This window comes from Aeromonas sp. s13, from assembly GCF_040907905.1.
Lineage (GTDB): Bacteria > Pseudomonadota > Gammaproteobacteria > Enterobacterales > Aeromonadaceae > Aeromonas > Aeromonas veronii.
Genome location: NZ_JBFOCS010000025.1, coordinates 33,053 through 49,007, shown reverse-complemented (window position 1 = coordinate 49,007; position 15,955 = coordinate 33,053). Strand labels below are relative to the sequence as shown.

15 protein-coding genes are annotated in these 15,955 nt (G+C 60.0%); 13 read left to right on the top strand and 2 right to left on the bottom strand.

What is annotated here, in order from left to right:
* The first annotated feature begins 129 nt into the window (after window positions 1-129).
* The 12 genes from ascN to AB5Y82_RS02760 all read left to right on the top strand — a co-directional run bounded on the left by ascN (window position 130) and on the right by AB5Y82_RS02760 (window position 11,754).
* Window positions 130-1,452 (top strand): SctN family type III secretion system ATPase AscN, encoded by a 1,323-nt coding sequence (gene ascN, locus AB5Y82_RS02815; RefSeq protein WP_118853548.1) that lies wholly within the window; start codon window positions 130-132, stop codon window positions 1,450-1,452.
* Window positions 1,449-1,910 (top strand): type III secretion system central stalk protein AscO, encoded by a 462-nt coding sequence (gene ascO, locus AB5Y82_RS02810; RefSeq protein WP_058055778.1) that lies wholly within the window; start codon window positions 1,449-1,451, stop codon window positions 1,908-1,910. The genes ascN and ascO overlap by 4 nt, the downstream gene beginning before the upstream one ends.
* 405 nt (window positions 1,911-2,315) lie before the next feature.
* Window positions 2,316-3,470: a type III secretion system needle length determinant gene (locus AB5Y82_RS02805; protein ID WP_236758021.1), complete on the top strand. Its 1,155-nt coding sequence runs from the start codon at window positions 2,316-2,318 to the stop codon at window positions 3,468-3,470.
* Entirely contained in the window at window positions 3,467-4,393 is a 927-nt protein-coding gene (gene ascQ / locus AB5Y82_RS02800) for a SctQ family type III secretion system cytoplasmic ring protein AscQ (protein ID WP_111900828.1), read from the top strand. Before AB5Y82_RS02805 ends, ascQ begins: the two co-directional genes overlap by 4 nt.
* Entirely contained in the window at window positions 4,390-5,043 is a 654-nt protein-coding gene (gene ascR / locus AB5Y82_RS02795; protein WP_005334585.1) for a SctR family type III secretion system export apparatus subunit AscR, read from the top strand. Before ascQ ends, ascR begins: the two co-directional genes overlap by 4 nt.
* Window position 5,044: 1 nt before the next feature.
* Complete coding sequence (ascS, locus tag AB5Y82_RS02790) at window positions 5,045-5,311, top strand: SctS family type III secretion system export apparatus subunit AscS (RefSeq protein ID WP_005334586.1); 267 nt, start codon at window positions 5,045-5,047, stop codon at window positions 5,309-5,311.
* On the top strand, window positions 5,308-6,096 hold the full coding sequence (gene ascT / locus AB5Y82_RS02785; protein ID WP_019446797.1) for a SctT family type III secretion system export apparatus subunit AscT: 789 nt from the start codon (window positions 5,308-5,310) through the stop codon (window positions 6,094-6,096). Before ascS ends, ascT begins: the two co-directional genes overlap by 4 nt.
* Window positions 6,093-7,151 carry a SctU family type III secretion system export apparatus subunit AscU gene (ascU, locus tag AB5Y82_RS02780; protein ID WP_368173625.1) on the top strand — a complete coding sequence of 353 codons (1,059 nt, stop codon included), beginning with the start codon at window positions 6,093-6,095 and terminating at the stop codon, window positions 7,149-7,151. Before ascT ends, ascU begins: the two co-directional genes overlap by 4 nt.
* A 137-nt stretch (window positions 7,152-7,288) precedes the next feature.
* Complete coding sequence (locus AB5Y82_RS02775) at window positions 7,289-8,239, top strand: hypothetical protein (RefSeq protein WP_058055773.1); 951 nt, start codon at window positions 7,289-7,291, stop codon at window positions 8,237-8,239.
* The gene (locus tag AB5Y82_RS02770; protein ID WP_201902721.1) at window positions 8,239-8,661 is read left to right on the top strand and encodes a hypothetical protein; all 423 of its coding nucleotides are present in this window, start codon (window positions 8,239-8,241) and stop codon (window positions 8,659-8,661) included. Before AB5Y82_RS02775 ends, AB5Y82_RS02770 begins: the two co-directional genes overlap by 1 nt.
* Window positions 8,662-8,910: 249 nt before the next feature.
* Complete coding sequence (locus AB5Y82_RS02765; protein ID WP_111900833.1) at window positions 8,911-11,043, top strand: hypothetical protein; 2,133 nt, start codon at window positions 8,911-8,913, stop codon at window positions 11,041-11,043.
* Between the two features lie 255 nt (window positions 11,044-11,298).
* A complete protein-coding gene (locus AB5Y82_RS02760; protein ID WP_320660584.1) occupies window positions 11,299-11,754 on the top strand; it encodes a DUF3142 domain-containing protein in 456 nt (151 codons plus the stop codon).
* A gap of 13 nt (window positions 11,755-11,767) precedes the next feature.
* On the opposite strand, the gene AB5Y82_RS02755 is transcribed toward AB5Y82_RS02760, so the two are convergent.
* Both AB5Y82_RS02755 and malX read right to left on the bottom strand, forming a co-directional pair.
* Entirely contained in the window at window positions 11,768-12,958 is a 1,191-nt protein-coding gene (locus AB5Y82_RS02755) for a MalY/PatB family protein (RefSeq protein WP_201902719.1), read from the bottom strand.
* Window positions 12,959-13,045: 87 nt separating this feature from the next.
* Window positions 13,046-14,617: a maltose/glucose-specific PTS transporter subunit IIBC gene (gene malX, locus AB5Y82_RS02750; RefSeq protein ID WP_368173624.1), complete on the bottom strand. Its 1,572-nt coding sequence runs from the start codon at window positions 14,615-14,617 to the stop codon at window positions 13,046-13,048.
* A 291-nt stretch (window positions 14,618-14,908) separates the two neighbouring features.
* On the opposite strand from malX, the gene AB5Y82_RS02745 reads away from it, so the two are divergent.
* Window positions 14,909-15,946: a Mal regulon transcriptional regulator MalI gene (locus AB5Y82_RS02745; RefSeq protein WP_103252222.1), complete on the top strand. Its 1,038-nt coding sequence runs from the start codon at window positions 14,909-14,911 to the stop codon at window positions 15,944-15,946.
* The last annotated feature ends 9 nt before the right edge of the window (window positions 15,947-15,955 follow it).

Sequence of the window (15,955 nt, the reverse complement as noted above, 5' to 3'; positions counted from 1 at the left end):
CTATGCCAAAATCGGCCGTGAATTTTTAGCCCGCCCCCAACGGTTTTCTAAAAAGTCCCGACTCGCGCTGAAATCCCCGTAGCCCCCCATCCCCTATAGTGGCCACCAGTTTCAATGGCGCAGATTGTTATGACCCTCTCCCTCGACCACATTCCCGACCAGCTTCGTCACGCCATCGACGAGTGCCGCCTGATCCAGATCCGTGGCCGGGTCACCCAGGTGACCGGCACCCTGCTCAAGGCGGTCGTCCCGGGGGTGCGGATCGGTGAGCTCTGTCATCTACGCAACCCGGACAACACTCTCTCCCTGCAGGCAGAGGTGATCGGCTTTGCCCAGCATCAGGCGCTGCTCACCCCCCTTGGCGAGATGTTCGGCATCTCCTCCAACACCGAGGTGAGCCCGACCGGTGCCATGCATCAGGTCGGGGTCGGCGAGCATCTGCTCGGTCAGGTGCTCGATGGCCTCGGTAACCCCTTTGGCGGTGGCCATCTGCCGGAGCCCGATGCCTGGTATCCGGTCTATCGGGATGCGCCGGCCCCCATGAGCCGCAAGCGCATCGCCGAGCCCATTTCGCTCGGTATTCGCGCCATCGACGGCCTGCTCACCTGCGGTGAGGGGCAACGGATGGGGATCTTCGCGGCCGCAGGTGGTGGCAAGAGCACCCTGCTGGCGTCGCTTATTCGCAGCGCCGAGGTAGATGTCACCGTGCTGGCGCTGATCGGTGAACGGGGCCGTGAGGTGCGCGAATTTATCGAAGCGGATCTGGGGGAAGAGGGGCTCAAGAAGGCTGTGCTGGTGGTGGCCACTTCGGATCGCCCCGCCATGGAACGGGCCAAGGCGGGCTTTGTCGCCACCTCCATCGCCGAGTATTTCCGCGATCAGGGCAAGCGGGTACTGCTGCTGATGGACTCCGTCACCCGCTTTGCCCGTGCCCAGCGGGAGATTGGTCTGGCCGCTGGCGAACCGCCAACCCGACGGGGCTATCCGCCGTCGGTGTTTGCCGCCCTGCCCCGCCTGATGGAGCGGGCCGGTCAGTCGGACAAGGGCTCCATCACTGCCCTCTATACCGTGCTGGTAGAGGGGGATGACATGACAGAACCGGTCGCTGACGAGACCCGCTCCATCCTCGATGGCCACATCATACTGTCGCGCAAACTGGCGGCGGCCAACCACTACCCGGCCATCGACGTGCTGCGCTCCGCCAGCCGAGTGATGAACCAGATCATCGCGCCCGAGCATCAGGCTCAGGCTGGTCGACTGCGCAGCTGGTTGGCGAAATATGAAGAGGTGGAGCTGTTGCTGCAGATCGGCGAATACCAGAAAGGGCAGGACAAGGTAGCCGATGAGGCGATCGCCCGCATCGAGACTATTCGCCAGTGGCTCAGGCAAGGCACTCATGAACCCAGCTCACTGCCGGAAGCCCTCTCGACTCTGGAGACGCTGACCCGATGATTGGCCGCCTGCAACGAATAAAAGACCTGCGGCTGGATCGGGCCGAGCAGCAGCTCGCCGCCCAGCAGGCTCGGGTGCAACTCGCCCGCGTCCGCCAGCGCGAAGCGGAGCAGGAGAGTCTCGACTATCGCCAGTGGCGCCTTGCCGAAGAAGAGCGGCTATTTGCCATCTGTCAGGCGGAGCAACTCGATCGCAAGGGGCTCAAGGCGTGGCAACAGCAAGTGGCGCTGCTGCGGGAGAAAGAGGCCCAGCTTGAACAAACTGCCGCCGAGCAGGCCGAGCGGGTCGCCGAAGAGCGCATCCGCTTGCAGGAGCGCCAGCAGGCGGTACACCGAGCCCGCCAGCAGCAACAGAAATTTGCCGAACTACACCGTCAGGAGCAGGCCTCACAGCAAGCCCTGCGTGACTACAACGAAGAGCAGGAACAGGAAGAGTTCCGCCAGCAGATCAGGATGTAACGAGTCATGACCCGAATCCTCCCGATACAGGGCACAGTGACAGCCCGGGGTGATACCCAGATGGCTGAAGCCAATCGGTCGCAACAACAGCGTTTCGAGCAGGCGATGCGGCTGGATCAGAACCTCAAAGAACGCGGCCACAACCCGCAGCCTGATGGTAAAGGGCAGATCCGTCATTCACAGAGAGTGACGGACGTCCACCCCTTGCCGCAACAGAATATCTACCGCGCGCCCTCAGAAGCTGGCAAGCAAGTTTCCCTACGCCACACGACCAAAGACACGCAGCCTGACAACAAAGAGATCACATCAAAACAACAGCGGCAGGGGAGCGAGCAAACCAACCCGCAACAGCTAACATTCACGCCCTCTAACGGAGATCAGAGCCAGCGCCTTACTGATGAGCGAGTGGCAGCAACAGATATCTCAGCTAAAGAAAGGCGCGACAAACCCACTTTTGCTGCACATTCTGGCGCTGAAGTGCTCGACACAAACCCGATAGCGGTAACGGACAACACACCACTCGTGCCACCAACCATTGCACCAATAAATGCAATAACACTGACGCTTGATAAGGCTCGCGCATCTCGTCAACAAACCAAGCACACACAACTCACTGCACAGGACAACGAACAGCGCCCCCCCATACTGACGATAACAGCTAATCCGGCCGCACTGAGGCCAACAAATACCAGCAGCGATGTAATTTCGACGCACCTCAACGAGTCTCTGCCGCTCACCGAAGGGGTTGGGAGCAAGCTCACCGCGCAACCGGAGAGCATGCAAAGAGATCCAGAGACAAGCTTGCTTGAAAGCTCTGCCGATTTGGGGCTAACCGCCATTATTACCCAGCCCTATGGTCATGTTACCCAAGCCACGCTGACTGAAAACGAGTGGCTTGAAGAACAGCATCCAGTCATTGAGGCTTATGAGGCAAGCAGCGCCAACCCGATACATACCCTCGCCAATACCACGCCACATCTACTGCCATTGGCAACGGACAGCGAGGCGATAACTCCCAAACTAACCACCCCCCAGCCAACTGAGGTCGGTGAACAGGTAGCTCAACTTGACGCAGAAATACCACCGCTGGTGGCACTCAAGCCAGTCACTACAGGTGAAACAGCCCCAAAAAATGAGCTCTTTGCCAACCCGACTATCTGGGGCGCTCCCCTTGCCGTTACCCCCGGGGATCTGCAGCTCGCTCGGCTGGCACCTGCCGAGAATAATCGGGAGCTGGGTCAATTGCTGGAGCGGCTGGCAGTGGATATCTATCAGGAGCAGGGCCGCCCGGAGCGCCCGCCGCTTCTACGCCTGACATTGCCACAGCTGGGCGATCTCTCCATTCGCATCGCTCACCACCATGGCGAGCTGCAGATCGAGATTCTGGCAACCAGCGAAGGGCAATTGCTGCTCAATCAGGGGCGCAGCGATCTGGTCGACCGCCTGCAACGGCTCTATCCCGGCGAGCGGATCGCCCTCGATCTATTCGGCCAGCCCGGCAGTGAACAGGGTTCGCGCCATAAACGATCTATCTACGAAGAGTGGGATGCCGACGCATGACACCGATTACCCTCACCTCCGCCTCGCTGGCGGAGCTGACTTTACAGCAGACCCTGAGCCAATACCGCCAGCACTTTGGCTGGAGTGGCGGCGAGCTTCTCCTCGCCATCGGTTTGCCGCCTGCGACACTCGATACCCGGCTGCAACTGCAGTGGCAGGGGCTCTCTTTGCCGCTGTTGTGCCACGGCGCAGAGCTGGCGCACTGGCTCGCGCCGGATCTACAACAGGCGGCACTGTTCAGCCTGCCCGAGCCACTGCAACTGGCGTTGATCGAACGGCTGGGACAACCCCTCGGTGGCATCACCTGCTCGGCGCAGACCCGACCGGAGAGTAACGTTCAGACCGATGAGCCAGCCTTGCAACTGCTGTTGCAACGGGAGGGGGCCACGCTCGCTCTCTGGCTGCCGCAGCCCGAGCCATTGCTGAACAAGCTGCCACCACGGCCACGGCAGCAGCGGTTGCCGCTGCCCCTCACCCTCTCCCTACAGTGGGGCGAGATGGGGCTGACCATGGATGAGCTCGCCACTCTCGCTATCGGCGATGTGCTGCTGCCGCCACCCCATCCGCAACTCGGCCAGCAACTGCTGATCTGCGTGGAGGGTCGCCCCTTTGCCTACTGCCAACCCCATCAACAACATCTGGAACTGACTGCCATGCATAATGCTGCCTCCGCTGAACCCTTCGGCCCGACCGAACTGGATCAACTGCCGATCCCGGTGAGCTTCGAAGTGGGCCGCCAGACCCTGGACTGGCATACCCTCACCAGTCTGCAACCGGGCGCCCTGCTCGATCTTGGCACGCCCCTCGATGGCGAAGTGCGCATCATCAGCAACGGCCATTCGCTGGGAGTGGGCCGACTGGTGGAGATCCAGGGGCGCCTGGGGGTAAGGGTCGAACGCCTCGACAACGAGTCACAGTCATGATCCAGTTGCCGGACGAGCTAAACCTTATCGTCGGGCTGGCGCTGCTGGCTCTGCTCCCCTTTATCGCCGTGATGGCCACCTCCTTCGTCAAGCTGGCGGTGGTCTTCTCGCTGCTGCGCAACGCCCTCGGGGTGCAGCAGATCCCCCCCAACATGGCGATGTACGGGCTGGCGATCATTCTCAGCATTTATGTGATGGCGCCGGTCGGCTTTGCCACCCAGGATTACCTGCGCCAGAACGAGGTGTCGCTGGCGAAAGCCGAATCGGTGGAGAAGTTCCTCGATGAGGGGATTGCCCCCTACCGCGACTTTTTGAAAAAGCAGATAAAACCACGGGAGCACGCCTTCTTTATCGACAGCACCAAGCAGCTCTGGCCCAGCAAATATGCCGACCGGCTGGAGCCCGACAGCCTGTTGATCCTGCTGCCCGCCTTTACCGTGAGCGAGCTGAGTCGCGCCTTCGAGATCGGGTTTCTCATCTACCTGCCCTTTATCGCCATCGACCTCATCATCTCCAACATCTTGCTGGCGATGGGGATGATGATGGTTTCCCCCATGACCATCTCGCTGCCCTTCAAGCTGCTGCTGTTTGTGCTACTCGATGGCTGGGCCCGCCTGACCCACGGGCTGGTCATCAGTTACGGAGGTTAGGATGAGTCACGCCGATATCCTTCACTTTACCAGCCAGGCGCTCTGGCTGGTGCTGATCCTCTCGATGCCACCTGTGCTGGTGGCGGCGCTGGTGGGCACCCTTGTCTCTTTGCTGCAGGCGTTGACCCAGATCCAGGAGCAGACCCTGGGCTTTGTCGCCAAGCTGATCGCCGTGGTGATCACCCTGTTTGCCACCACCGCTTGGCTGGGTAACGAGCTCTACAGCTTTGCCGATATGGTGCTGTTCAAGGTGCCGCAGATCCAATGACGCTGGAGAGCCTGCAGGCCCAGATGCTGGCATATACCCTGCTGCTGCCGCGCTTTATCAGCTGCTTCGTGATGCTACCGGTGCTGAGCAAACAGATGCTGGGAGGGGCGATGATCCGCAACGGCGTGGTCTGCTCGCTGGCGCTCTACGCCTACCCCACGGTCGCCGACACCTTGCCGGATCAGATCGACGGCATGGCGCTGGCCATGCTGATCGCCAAGGAGGTGCTGCTCGGCCTGCTGATCGGCTTTGTCGCCGCCATCCCCTTCTGGGCCATCGAGGCGAGCGGTTTTCTGATCGACAACCAGCGCGGCGCCGCTATGGGGTCCCTGTTCAACCCGAGTCTCGGCAGCCAGACCAGTCCCACCGGCCTGCTGCTGACCCAGACCCTGATCACCCTCTTTTTTGCCAGCGGCGCCTTTCTCGCCCTGCTGGCCGCCCTGTTCCAGAGCTACATCAGCTGGCCGGTGGCGCACTTTTTCCCCACCATCGACGAGCAGTGGGTCAACTTTTTCTACAGCCAGTTCAGCCATATGTTGCTGCTCTGCGCTTTGCTGGCGGCGCCGCTGCTGATCGCCATGTTTCTGGCCGAATTCGGGCTGGCGCTGATCAGCCGCTTCGCCCCTTCACTTAACGTCTTCGTGCTGGCGATGCCGATAAAAAGCGCCGTCGCCAGCCTGCTGCTGGTCATCTATATCAAGCTGATGATGGACCACGCCTATCAACAGGTGCTGGCGGTGATGGATCCGCTGCAACTGCTGATCCCCATTCTGGAGGCGCGATGAGCGGCGAGAAGACCGAACAACCCACCCCCAAAAAGTTGCGAGATGCACGCCAGAAGGGGCAAGTGGTCAAGAGCAAGGAGGTGGTCTCCACCGCCATCATTCTCAGTCTGGTGGGCATGCTGATGGCGATGTCCGACTACTACCTCGAACATCTGGGCAAGCTGATGATGATCCCGGAATCCCACATCAACCTCCCCTTTACCCAGGCGCTCAACCATGTGGTGGAGAACCTGATGCAGGAGGTGGCCTATCTCTGCATTCCGCTCCTCGCGGTCGCGGTGCTGGTGGTGCTCGCCTCCCACTTCGCCCAGTACGGTTTTCTGCTGAGTGGCGAGTCCATCAAGCCCGACATCAAGAAGATCAATCCGGTGGAGGGGGCCAAGAAGATCTTCTCCATCAAAAGCCTGATGGAGTTCGTCAAATCTCTGCTCAAGGTGAGTCTCCTGAGCCTCTTGGTGTGGGTCACCATAAAGGGCAATCTGCAAGCGATGCTCCAGTTGCCCGGCTGCGGCATGAGCTGCATCACTCCGGTCCTGGGGGGCATGCTGGGCCAGCTGATGGCAGTTTGCGCCATGGGCTTTGTGGTGATCGCCATCGCTGACTACGCCTTCGAACACTACCAGCACATCAAGCAGCTCAAGATGAGCAAGGACGAGGTGAAGCGGGAGTACAAGGAGATGGAAGGGAGCCCGGAGATCAAGAGCAAGCGCCGCCAGTTCCATCAGGAGTTGCAGTCGAGCAACATGCGCGCTGACGTCAAGCGCTCCTCGGTCATCGTCGCCAACCCGACCCATATCGCCATCGGTATCCGCTACGAGCGGGGAGAAACGCCGCTGCCGGTGGTGACCCTCAAGTTCACCGATGCCCAGGCGCTGCAGGTACGCAAGATTGCCGAAGAGGAGGGGATCCCGGTGCTGCAACGCATCCCGCTGGCCCGAGCCCTCTATCGGGATGCCCAACTCAACAACTACATTCCCGCCGACCAGATTGAGGCGACCGCCGAGGTTCTGCGCTGGCTGGAGCAGTGGCGCCAGAGCGAAGGGCCACAGTGGTAGGGCAGCAAGCTGCCCACATCGCCGAACAAACAGCACAACACGCGGAAAACTGACAAATCCCCGACCGCTCCCCGATATAGCGCGCCGTCACGGCTCGGTATCATCTCCTTATCGTCAACCCTGTCGGGAATCACATCATGGCCTTACCAGCAATCGGTGGACACATTCACCTCAACCGCCCAGCATCACCCCAACAGACAGAGGCCAGCCCGCTGCTGGCCAAGGGTAACAAGCTGTTCGAACAATCCGTCAAGCGCGGCATCGGCCACTTCCAGAGCAGCGATCTCAAGCAGGTCATCAGCGCCCTGCGCCAGTTGCAAAGCGCCCCCGATAGCGGCAAAGCGCAGCGGGTGCAGGATGCAATCCAGCACTGGGAGCAGCACCACCCCAAAGAGGTGGCTGCACGTGGCGCTCGTCTGACTGAACTGAAACAGGCGCTGGCAGAACAGGGGGCCATCACCAGAGCCGCCCCGCGACATGAACCGAAAGTGATGGCGGGTGGCACCCAGGCCCTACTGCAAAAGAGCATGGCCGGACTGGAAAAACTGGGCAGCTACGCCTGCACCGACGCCCAGACCTTTGTCCAGCCGAACAACCCGAGCTATCAGAAGATCATCGGCAAACTCAACGCCTTCGGACAGGATCCCCAGCGCCTGGCAGCCAACCAGCGCGCCAACAACAGCGCCAATATGGCCGCCATCCAGATCACCAGAAACAAGCAGCCACTCTCCTTGCGCACCATGGAAAACATCGCCAAGGCGGTGGATGACGCCAAGGCCGGTTGCTGCTCGACCCTGGCCTATTCGGCGGCGGCCGAACTGCTGCGCCACAACAGTGACCAGCGGATCGAAGTGCTGGCCCATCGTGGCGCACAGGGTCACGCCCAGACCCACTGCTTTGTGGTGATTGGCCGCGCCGAAGGGAGTGAACTCACCAAGCCGGAAAGCTGGGGGCCACACGCCAAGGTAGTCGACCCCTGGGCCGCAACCATAGGGGCGCCACTGGTCGGTACCCCCGCCCGCCCCCCTATCGCCAACCTGTGGCCGCCCACAGAGTCGGTCTTTGATAACACTCATCGGGAGGATTAATGATGTTTCATGCCATGCTATCGACCCTCGTTCGCCAGCTATCCCTGCCGCAGGAGTGCCTGCACGAAGAGGGGCTGGATCTGCAGGCGGGCCCCTTCAGCCTCCATATTCGCGAGCGGGATCAACTGGTGACCCTGTTTATCCCGCTGGGGGATATCCAGACCCCCTCCCTCACCGCCATGGCCGACTGGCCTGTGCTGCAACTCAGTAGAGACAGCAAGCAGAGCACCCTGCTCTGGTGTCGCGAGTGGCTGGACAAGCTGGATGTGGATCTCCTGACCGATATGGTCAGCCGCATGCTTCATCAGGCTGAAGCCCTGACCCAAGGCACAGCGCTAGCAGCTACCGAGCTCAGCGAGCCCGCAATCGAACCAGCCATGTCACGCCAGAATTGCACTATCCCGACGACCATTCGCGCCTGATATCGGCGTCTGCTCGTAAGGGAGAACAGCGCAACCAAAACGGGGCCATCACTGATGGCCCCGTTTTTATTGCAGGCCTTACAACGTAAGGCCATCAGCATTCTGTTATCTGCTTGAACGCCCATCATAAACCACTGAAAGGTTGTCGATTGCAACCCACTTGCGTACTATTGCCAGCCATTGTGCTTCAGGCTTCTTGGCTCGTGATTCAAGGAGTTGTCACTCGGCAGATAGTGGATACCGCCTCTTATGAAGATCTTGAAATACTGTTCGGCACTGGCACTCACGCTTGCTGCTTTTCCTTCGGTTGCCTCATTCGACCAAGACGGGTGCAGTTTTTGGCTGACAGACTGTCCATTGCCTGCTTATCCGCTTTTCCTTTCCGAAAATGACACCAAGAGCAACTTGCTGATGCTGCTGGCTGACAAGCAGCGACTCTCCCTTCCCTTTATGCTTCCGGCCGATCCGGCCAACGAACGCGATATGGAACTCTTCTCTCTGCAACGCCTGCCACTTCCCGACGAGTTGGAAGTCCCGGAACTACGTGAACAGCTGGTTAGCCGGCTCACCGCCCATGACGCCTCGCTCCCGACTTTGCTGGAACACTATGCTGGTCGGGATGCCCTTTACGGCCGAGCCATTTCCAACTCGCTGCAATCTGTCAGTCAATTTCTCGATGCCCTTGAGCAGAGTGACCTGTCATCTACCGAGCGCACGCATCTACTCAAAACCCGCTTACAGCTCCTTGGTCAACAGGAAGATAGCCCCCAGTCTTCAGAAGTCACAATGAGCGAGTCTGCCAAGGAGTGGCAGGCTTACCTAGATGCGGCACGCCACTTCTACGAAGGTCATTTCTCCGAGGCATTGACCGGCTTTATGGCTCTGCAAGAGGCAAAAGCACCGTGGATTGCCGAAACCGCGAGCTATATGGTGATGCGAACACACCTTAATGCAGCGGTGAAAGATGCGCAGAGCGAGTATGGTGATACGGATTTCACCAAGAGTGATAAAGAGGCGCTGAAACAGGCCATGACACAGGGGCTGTCGTATCTGGCGGCCTATCCGCAAGGCCGTTACGTCAGCTCGACCAAGGGGATGTTCAGACGCATCAACTGGATGGAGGGTGACCAGGCTTCATTGCGCGATAACTATAGCGAAGCGATAGCCGCTGACCACTCCCTGCCGGAACTTGAGGCGCTGGTTAACGAAATAGATCTCTCTTTGCTGAGCGCAGATGCTTATCGAAATGAACTCGCCTACGAGGATAAAACTCAGCCTGAGCTGCTGTTTATCAATGCACTGCGTGGCCTCAGAACTGGCTATGACCAGAAACGCAACTGGAGTGACGAGCAGATCGATGAGGCCATCCAACAGCTGCAAGAGACGGGTAAAACGGAAGAGGCTACCTATCTGCAAGCTTATCGATTGCTGCAGAACCAACAGTTTGATGCTGTACTGGCGCTGTTGCCCAAAACAGAAGGACAAAACGCATCAACCCTGGCGTTTAGCCGCCAGTTGCTGCGCATCTGGGCACAGCAAGGAATGAAGGCGTTTGACCAGGCAGAGCAAGCCCTGATGACGCTCGTAGCGGCACCTCTCACTCAAGCCCAACAGGCATTCGTGGAGAACATGCTGGCAGATCAGTGGGTACGTACCGGCAATACTGCGGCCATTTTCAACAAAGAGAGCCCTGTCACTCAGTTGCGAATACGCACCGTCGTGTTAAAACAGTCGGCAGATCCGGACTTGCTTCGTCAGCAGGCTCGGCAGGCCACAAGCGCCTTGGAAAGACAAATCGCCCTGCATACCTTGCTGGTGAGAGACCTGATTGCAGAGGATTACGCAACGTTCCTGAAAGACGTGACACTTATTCCGGCCGACTACAAGGAGGCTACCCCACCCAAGGATGAACCATGGCAACCGGTACCCAACAGAGATGTGCTCTTGTCAGCATTCAAGTGGGGAGGTGAAGGCACACCGCAGGGCTATTACTGCCGTGATTTGGCCTCCACTCTCGGCACACTGCTGCAACACCCCGGAGACGGACACGCACTCAACTGCCTGGGTGAATATCTGCGCAACAAGGATCCCGCGATCAATTTGTGGCAAGGAAAAGAGATGGTTTGGGGATTGTCAAAACCTGAGTCAGCCACCGCACCAAGCAGGCTAAAGCTATATCAGGCCGTCATGGCCAACCCTAAAGCCGAGCCCGAAGACAAGAGCTATGCCCTTTATAGAGCCATCAACTGCTACGCACCATCAGGCTACAACGGGTGTGACGATCAGGAGCTCCCCAAGAGCATGCGGCAAGCCTGGTTCAACACGCTCAAGCAACGTTATGGCAACTCGGTATGGGCCAAATCACTCAAATACTACTGGTAAACCATGCCGCAGCCCCTCGTGCCTAGCCTGCTAATTCTGTTATCGACACTTGCTGCGCCACTTAAGGCAAATGTCGATGCCAACAACTATGACGCATTCTGGCTCTGGTCTGCCACCCGACATCAGCCAGTCCTGGCACAGGCAACCACCCTCTATTTGCATCAGGGGGAGATCCTGAACAGGCCATCCGGCCCCCGTTTTATCAAACTGGGGCGCACTCCAACGCCACTTCAGACCGAACAACTCTGGCTTGTCGTGAGAGTGAATACGCTGCCGCTCTCTGCCGATCACAAGAAGTTGCTGGTCAAGCTGTATCAGGAGTGGCGCAAGGCCGGAGCCAAAGTAACGGGTATTCAGATCGACTTTGATGCAGCCACCCGCCAACTGGATCGTTACGCCACCTCTTTGCGGCAGTTGCGACAAGTGTTGCCGGCAGAGTGCAAGCTCAGCGTAACGGGCCTGCTCGACTGGGCCAAGACGGGGGATGTGGCGCAGCTCAACAGCCTTCCGGTCGATGAGATAGTCATCCAGACCTATCAGGGAAAACATACGGTACCGGGTTACAGCGCCTATCTACCCGCCATGATGCAGCTCACCATTCCATTCAAGGTTGGTCTGGTGCAGGAGGGCGAGTGGGAACCCTCGTGGCAGGCAAAGCTTGCGACCTCCCCCCACTACCGGGGGGAGGTCGTCTTCTTGATCAATCGCTAGTCCAGGATATCCCTTACTCCACCTCCCCCAGCGCGCCGATCAGGGCGTCGAGTCCCTGGTCAACCTTCGAGCGTGGGCAGCCGACGTTGAGGCGGATATAGCCTGAGCCTTCCGGGCCGTAGGTGTCGCCGCGCATGATGGCGACCCGATATTTATCCACCAGCAAGGTTTGCAGCGCATCCATCCGTTCGGTGGAGTCGATGCCAAGACCGCGCAGGTCAATCCAGGCGAGATAGGTTCCCTCGGGCACCCGATAGTCGATGGCGGGGAAGGCGGCGTTGAGCCGCGCCGCCACATGGGCGAGGTTGCCGTGCAGATAGCTTTTAAGGGCATCAAGCCAGACACCACCATCGTGATAGGCGCTGATATGGGCCAGCACCCCGAGAATGGGTGGCGAAGACAGGCCATGGGCCGCCTTGAGCCGCAGCAGATAGGCGGCCCGCGACGCTGCGTTGGCGATAAAAGCGTAGGCGCCGCCAAGGGCGGGAATATTGAAGGATTTGGAGCCCGAGCTCACCAGCGCCCAGTGATCGTCCGGTGCCACCTCGCTCCACGGCAGGTAGCGGGCAAAGCTCACATCCATATGGATGTCGTCCGAGATCACCTTGACCCCGTGGCGCTGGCAGATAGCGGCCATCCGGCCGAGTTCATCCCGCGTCCAGACCCGCCCGGTGGGATTGTGGGGGCTGCAGAGCAGCAAAATCCGGCAATCGGGGCGGGCGGCTTGCTGCTCGAAGCTGGCCCAGTCGATCTGGTAACTCCCCTCCTCTTTTTTAAGCGGACAGGGCAGCAACACCCTGTCGTTGGCAGCCAGCATATTGCCGAAGGCGTCGTAGGCGGGGGTATGTACCAGCACCCCCTCACCCGGCGCTGACCAGAGGCTCACCAGCTGGGCAATCACATAGATGACCGAGGGGCCGTAGACCAGCGTCTCGGGGTCGAGGCTCGCGCCGTAGCGGTGGGCAAACCAGTTGCTCACCGCCCCCTTGAAGTCGTCGTGATTCCAGCGGCTATAGCCAAATACTCCGTGCTCAAGGCGGGCTGCCAGGGTCTGGCGAATGCAGGGGGCGGTCTCGAAATCCATATCGGAGATGGTAAAGGGGAGCAGATCGGCATGGCCAAAACGGTCGGCCACATAGTCCCACTGGGTGCAGTAGGTGCCGTGGCGGTCGACCACGCGGTCGAAGTCATAAATATCGTGCATGAAGTTTCTCCCTCCATAAACAGGAGACATATTGGGAGAGGCAAACAAGGGGGGCTTGCGCCCCCCGTTCGGATCTTATTGGCCGATTCAGGCCTCCATCAGGCTCTGCAGCTGGTTTTTTACCAGATGCACCTGCGGGCCGATCACCACCTGCAGGTTGTGCTCGTCGAGCTTGATCACCCCGATGGCGCCGTTCGCTTTCAATACCTTGTCATCGACCCGGCTCATGTCCTGCACCGACATCCGCAGGCGGGTGATGCAGTTATCGAGCGCGAGGATGTTATCGGCCCCGCCCAGGGCGTTAAGGATGATTTCACCGTTGTAACCGCTGTTGCCGACCTTCTTGCCTGCGGGCTGGGCAGCCTCGCTGGTCTCGATTTCACGGCCAGGGGTTTTCAGGTTAAAGCGCACGATGGCGAAGCGGAACACGCTGTAGTAGATGGCAAACCAGATGGCCGCTGCGACCGGCACCAGATACCACTTGGTGGCGGTACCTTGCAGCACGCCGAACACCAGAAAATCGATCAGGTTGCCGTCGGTGTTGCCGATGGTGACGCCGAGCAGCCCCATGGTCATAAAGCCCAGACCGGTCAGGATGGCGTGAATGACGTAGAGCACCGGCGCCACGAACAGGAACAGGAACTCCAGTGGCTCGGTGATGCCGCCGATGACGCAGGCCACCACGCCAGATACCAGCAGCGCCTTGATCTTGCCGCGATTTTCCGGACGGGCGCAGTGATACATGGCGAGCGCCGCACCCGGCAGGCCGCCGAGGAAGGCTGGCATCTTGCCCTGAGAGAGGAAGGAGGTGGCAGAGACCGAGAAGCCGGAAGTATCGGCGCAAGAGAGCTCGGCGTAGAAGATATTGAGGGCGCCGCTCACCTCGTGACCGCATACCAGCTGGGTACCGCCCGCTTCGGTAAAGCGGATCAGCGCCACCAGAATGTGGTGCAGGCCGAGCGGCAGCAGCAGGCGCTCACCGGTACCGAACAGGAAGGGGCCGAAGGGACCGGCGTGGGAGATGAGCGCCCCGATACCATTGATGCCAGCAGCAAACCAGGGCCAGACGAACGGCACGACCAGACCTACCACGCCCAGCACCAGCGCGGTGATGATGGGCACGAAGCGGGCACCGCCGAAGAAGGCGAGCGCATCTGGCATCTTGTAGGTGTAGAAACGGGCGTGGAGCTTCGCGACGATCACCCCGACGATGATGGCCCCCAGAATACCGGTGTCGATGGAGCTGATACCGAGGATGGATTTCACCCCGTAGGCCTTCTCCGCCGCCGCGTCACCGATGACGTTGGCCACGGTCAGGTAGAAGTTGATGGAGAGGTTGAGCGCCGCATAGCCGACGAAACCGGCAAAGGCCGCGACCCCCTTCTCTTCTCGCGCCAGCCCGAGCGGAATGGCCACCGCAAACATCACCGGCAGGTAGATAAAGGCCACCAGCCCCACCTTGGTCATCCAGAGGAACAGCAGTTGCAGCACGGTATTGTCGAGGAAGGGCATGCTCTGCTTGACCGCATCGCTGGTGAGCGAGCTGCCGACACCGAGCAAAATACCCGAGAAGGCCAGCAGGGCGACCGGCAACATAAAGGTCTTGCCGAGGCTCTGCAGGAACTCCCAGATGGTGGATTTGGCTTGAGGCTTGGCCATGAAACGGCTCCTTGTGAATAGACAGCAATATCTGCGGCTGCCCTCCCCCGCTCGAGGCAATCTCGAAGCAATCTCGAAGCAAAAGGCGCGGGTCAGCATCAGGTTTTGCTGGATGATAAAACGTTTTATCAACTTACAAGTGCCGACAGGATCACAGAATAAGGGGGCTGGCTGGCAGCAGGATCCAAATTTGTGAGCCGGATCGGCCAGATGGTGATGTAACGTTTCACTTGAGCATCTGAGCAGGTATGCTGGGGCCTCGCTTTCAACTGTCCGTCGTCCGTTCGCTCTATGTCGCCCAAATCCCTCTCTGCCAAAGCCACCAAGATCACCGATGTCGCCCAGAGGGCGGGAGTGTCGGTCACCACCGTCTCCATGGTGCTCAACGGCAAGGGGCGCATCTCGCCGGCCACCGCCGAGCGGGTGCAGCAGGCGATAAAAGAGCTCGACTACGTGCCCAACAGCGCCGCCGCCAACCTGCGCAGCCAGCAATCCAATCTGGTGGGGCTGATCCTGCGCGACATCACCGACCCCTTCTATACCGAGGTGACCGCCGGGGTGAGCGAGGTGCTGGAGCAGCAGGGCTATCTGCTGTTTCTGACCCAGTGCGGCCACAGCCCGGAGCGGCTGCAGCAGAGCATCCACTCCCTGTCACGGCAGGGGGTGGCGGGCATCATCTTCAATCCGGTGCGCGGCGCGGCGGCCAAAACCCTGGAGACCCTGCTCGACTCCGAACTGCCAGTGGTGTGCGCCGCCCGCTCCTACTATCGGGATGACGTGGACTTTATCGGTCCCGACAATACCCACGCCGCCAAGCAGGCCACCACCTACCTTATCGAGCAGGGCCACCGCCATATCGCCTACGTCGGCGGGCGGGCCGACTCCCTCACCCGCGCCGAGCGTATCGGCGGCTACTGCGCCAGCCTGCTGCAATATGGCCTGCCCTTCAAACCGGAGTGGGTACTGGAGTGCGAACGCACCCAGCGCAGCGCCGCCGACACCATCGCCCAACTGCTGCATCAGCACCCCAAGGTGACCGCCGTGCTCTGCCACTACCCCGAGGTGGCGCTCGGCGCCATCTATGGTGTCGAGGCGAGCGGCCGCACCGTGGGCAAGGACAACTACATCGGCCAGCAGGTAGCCCTGCTCGGCTTTGACGATGTGGCGGAGGCCGAACTCACCTCCCCCGCCCTCACTTTCGTCAGCTCACCGGCCCGCGAAATCGGCCGTCAGGCGGCAAAACGACTGCTGACCCGGATGCAGCAACCCGAGCTCGCCCCCAACCGCCATATCATCACCCCCAATCTACAGAAGCGGGAGTCGGCTTGAGTTCCCGCC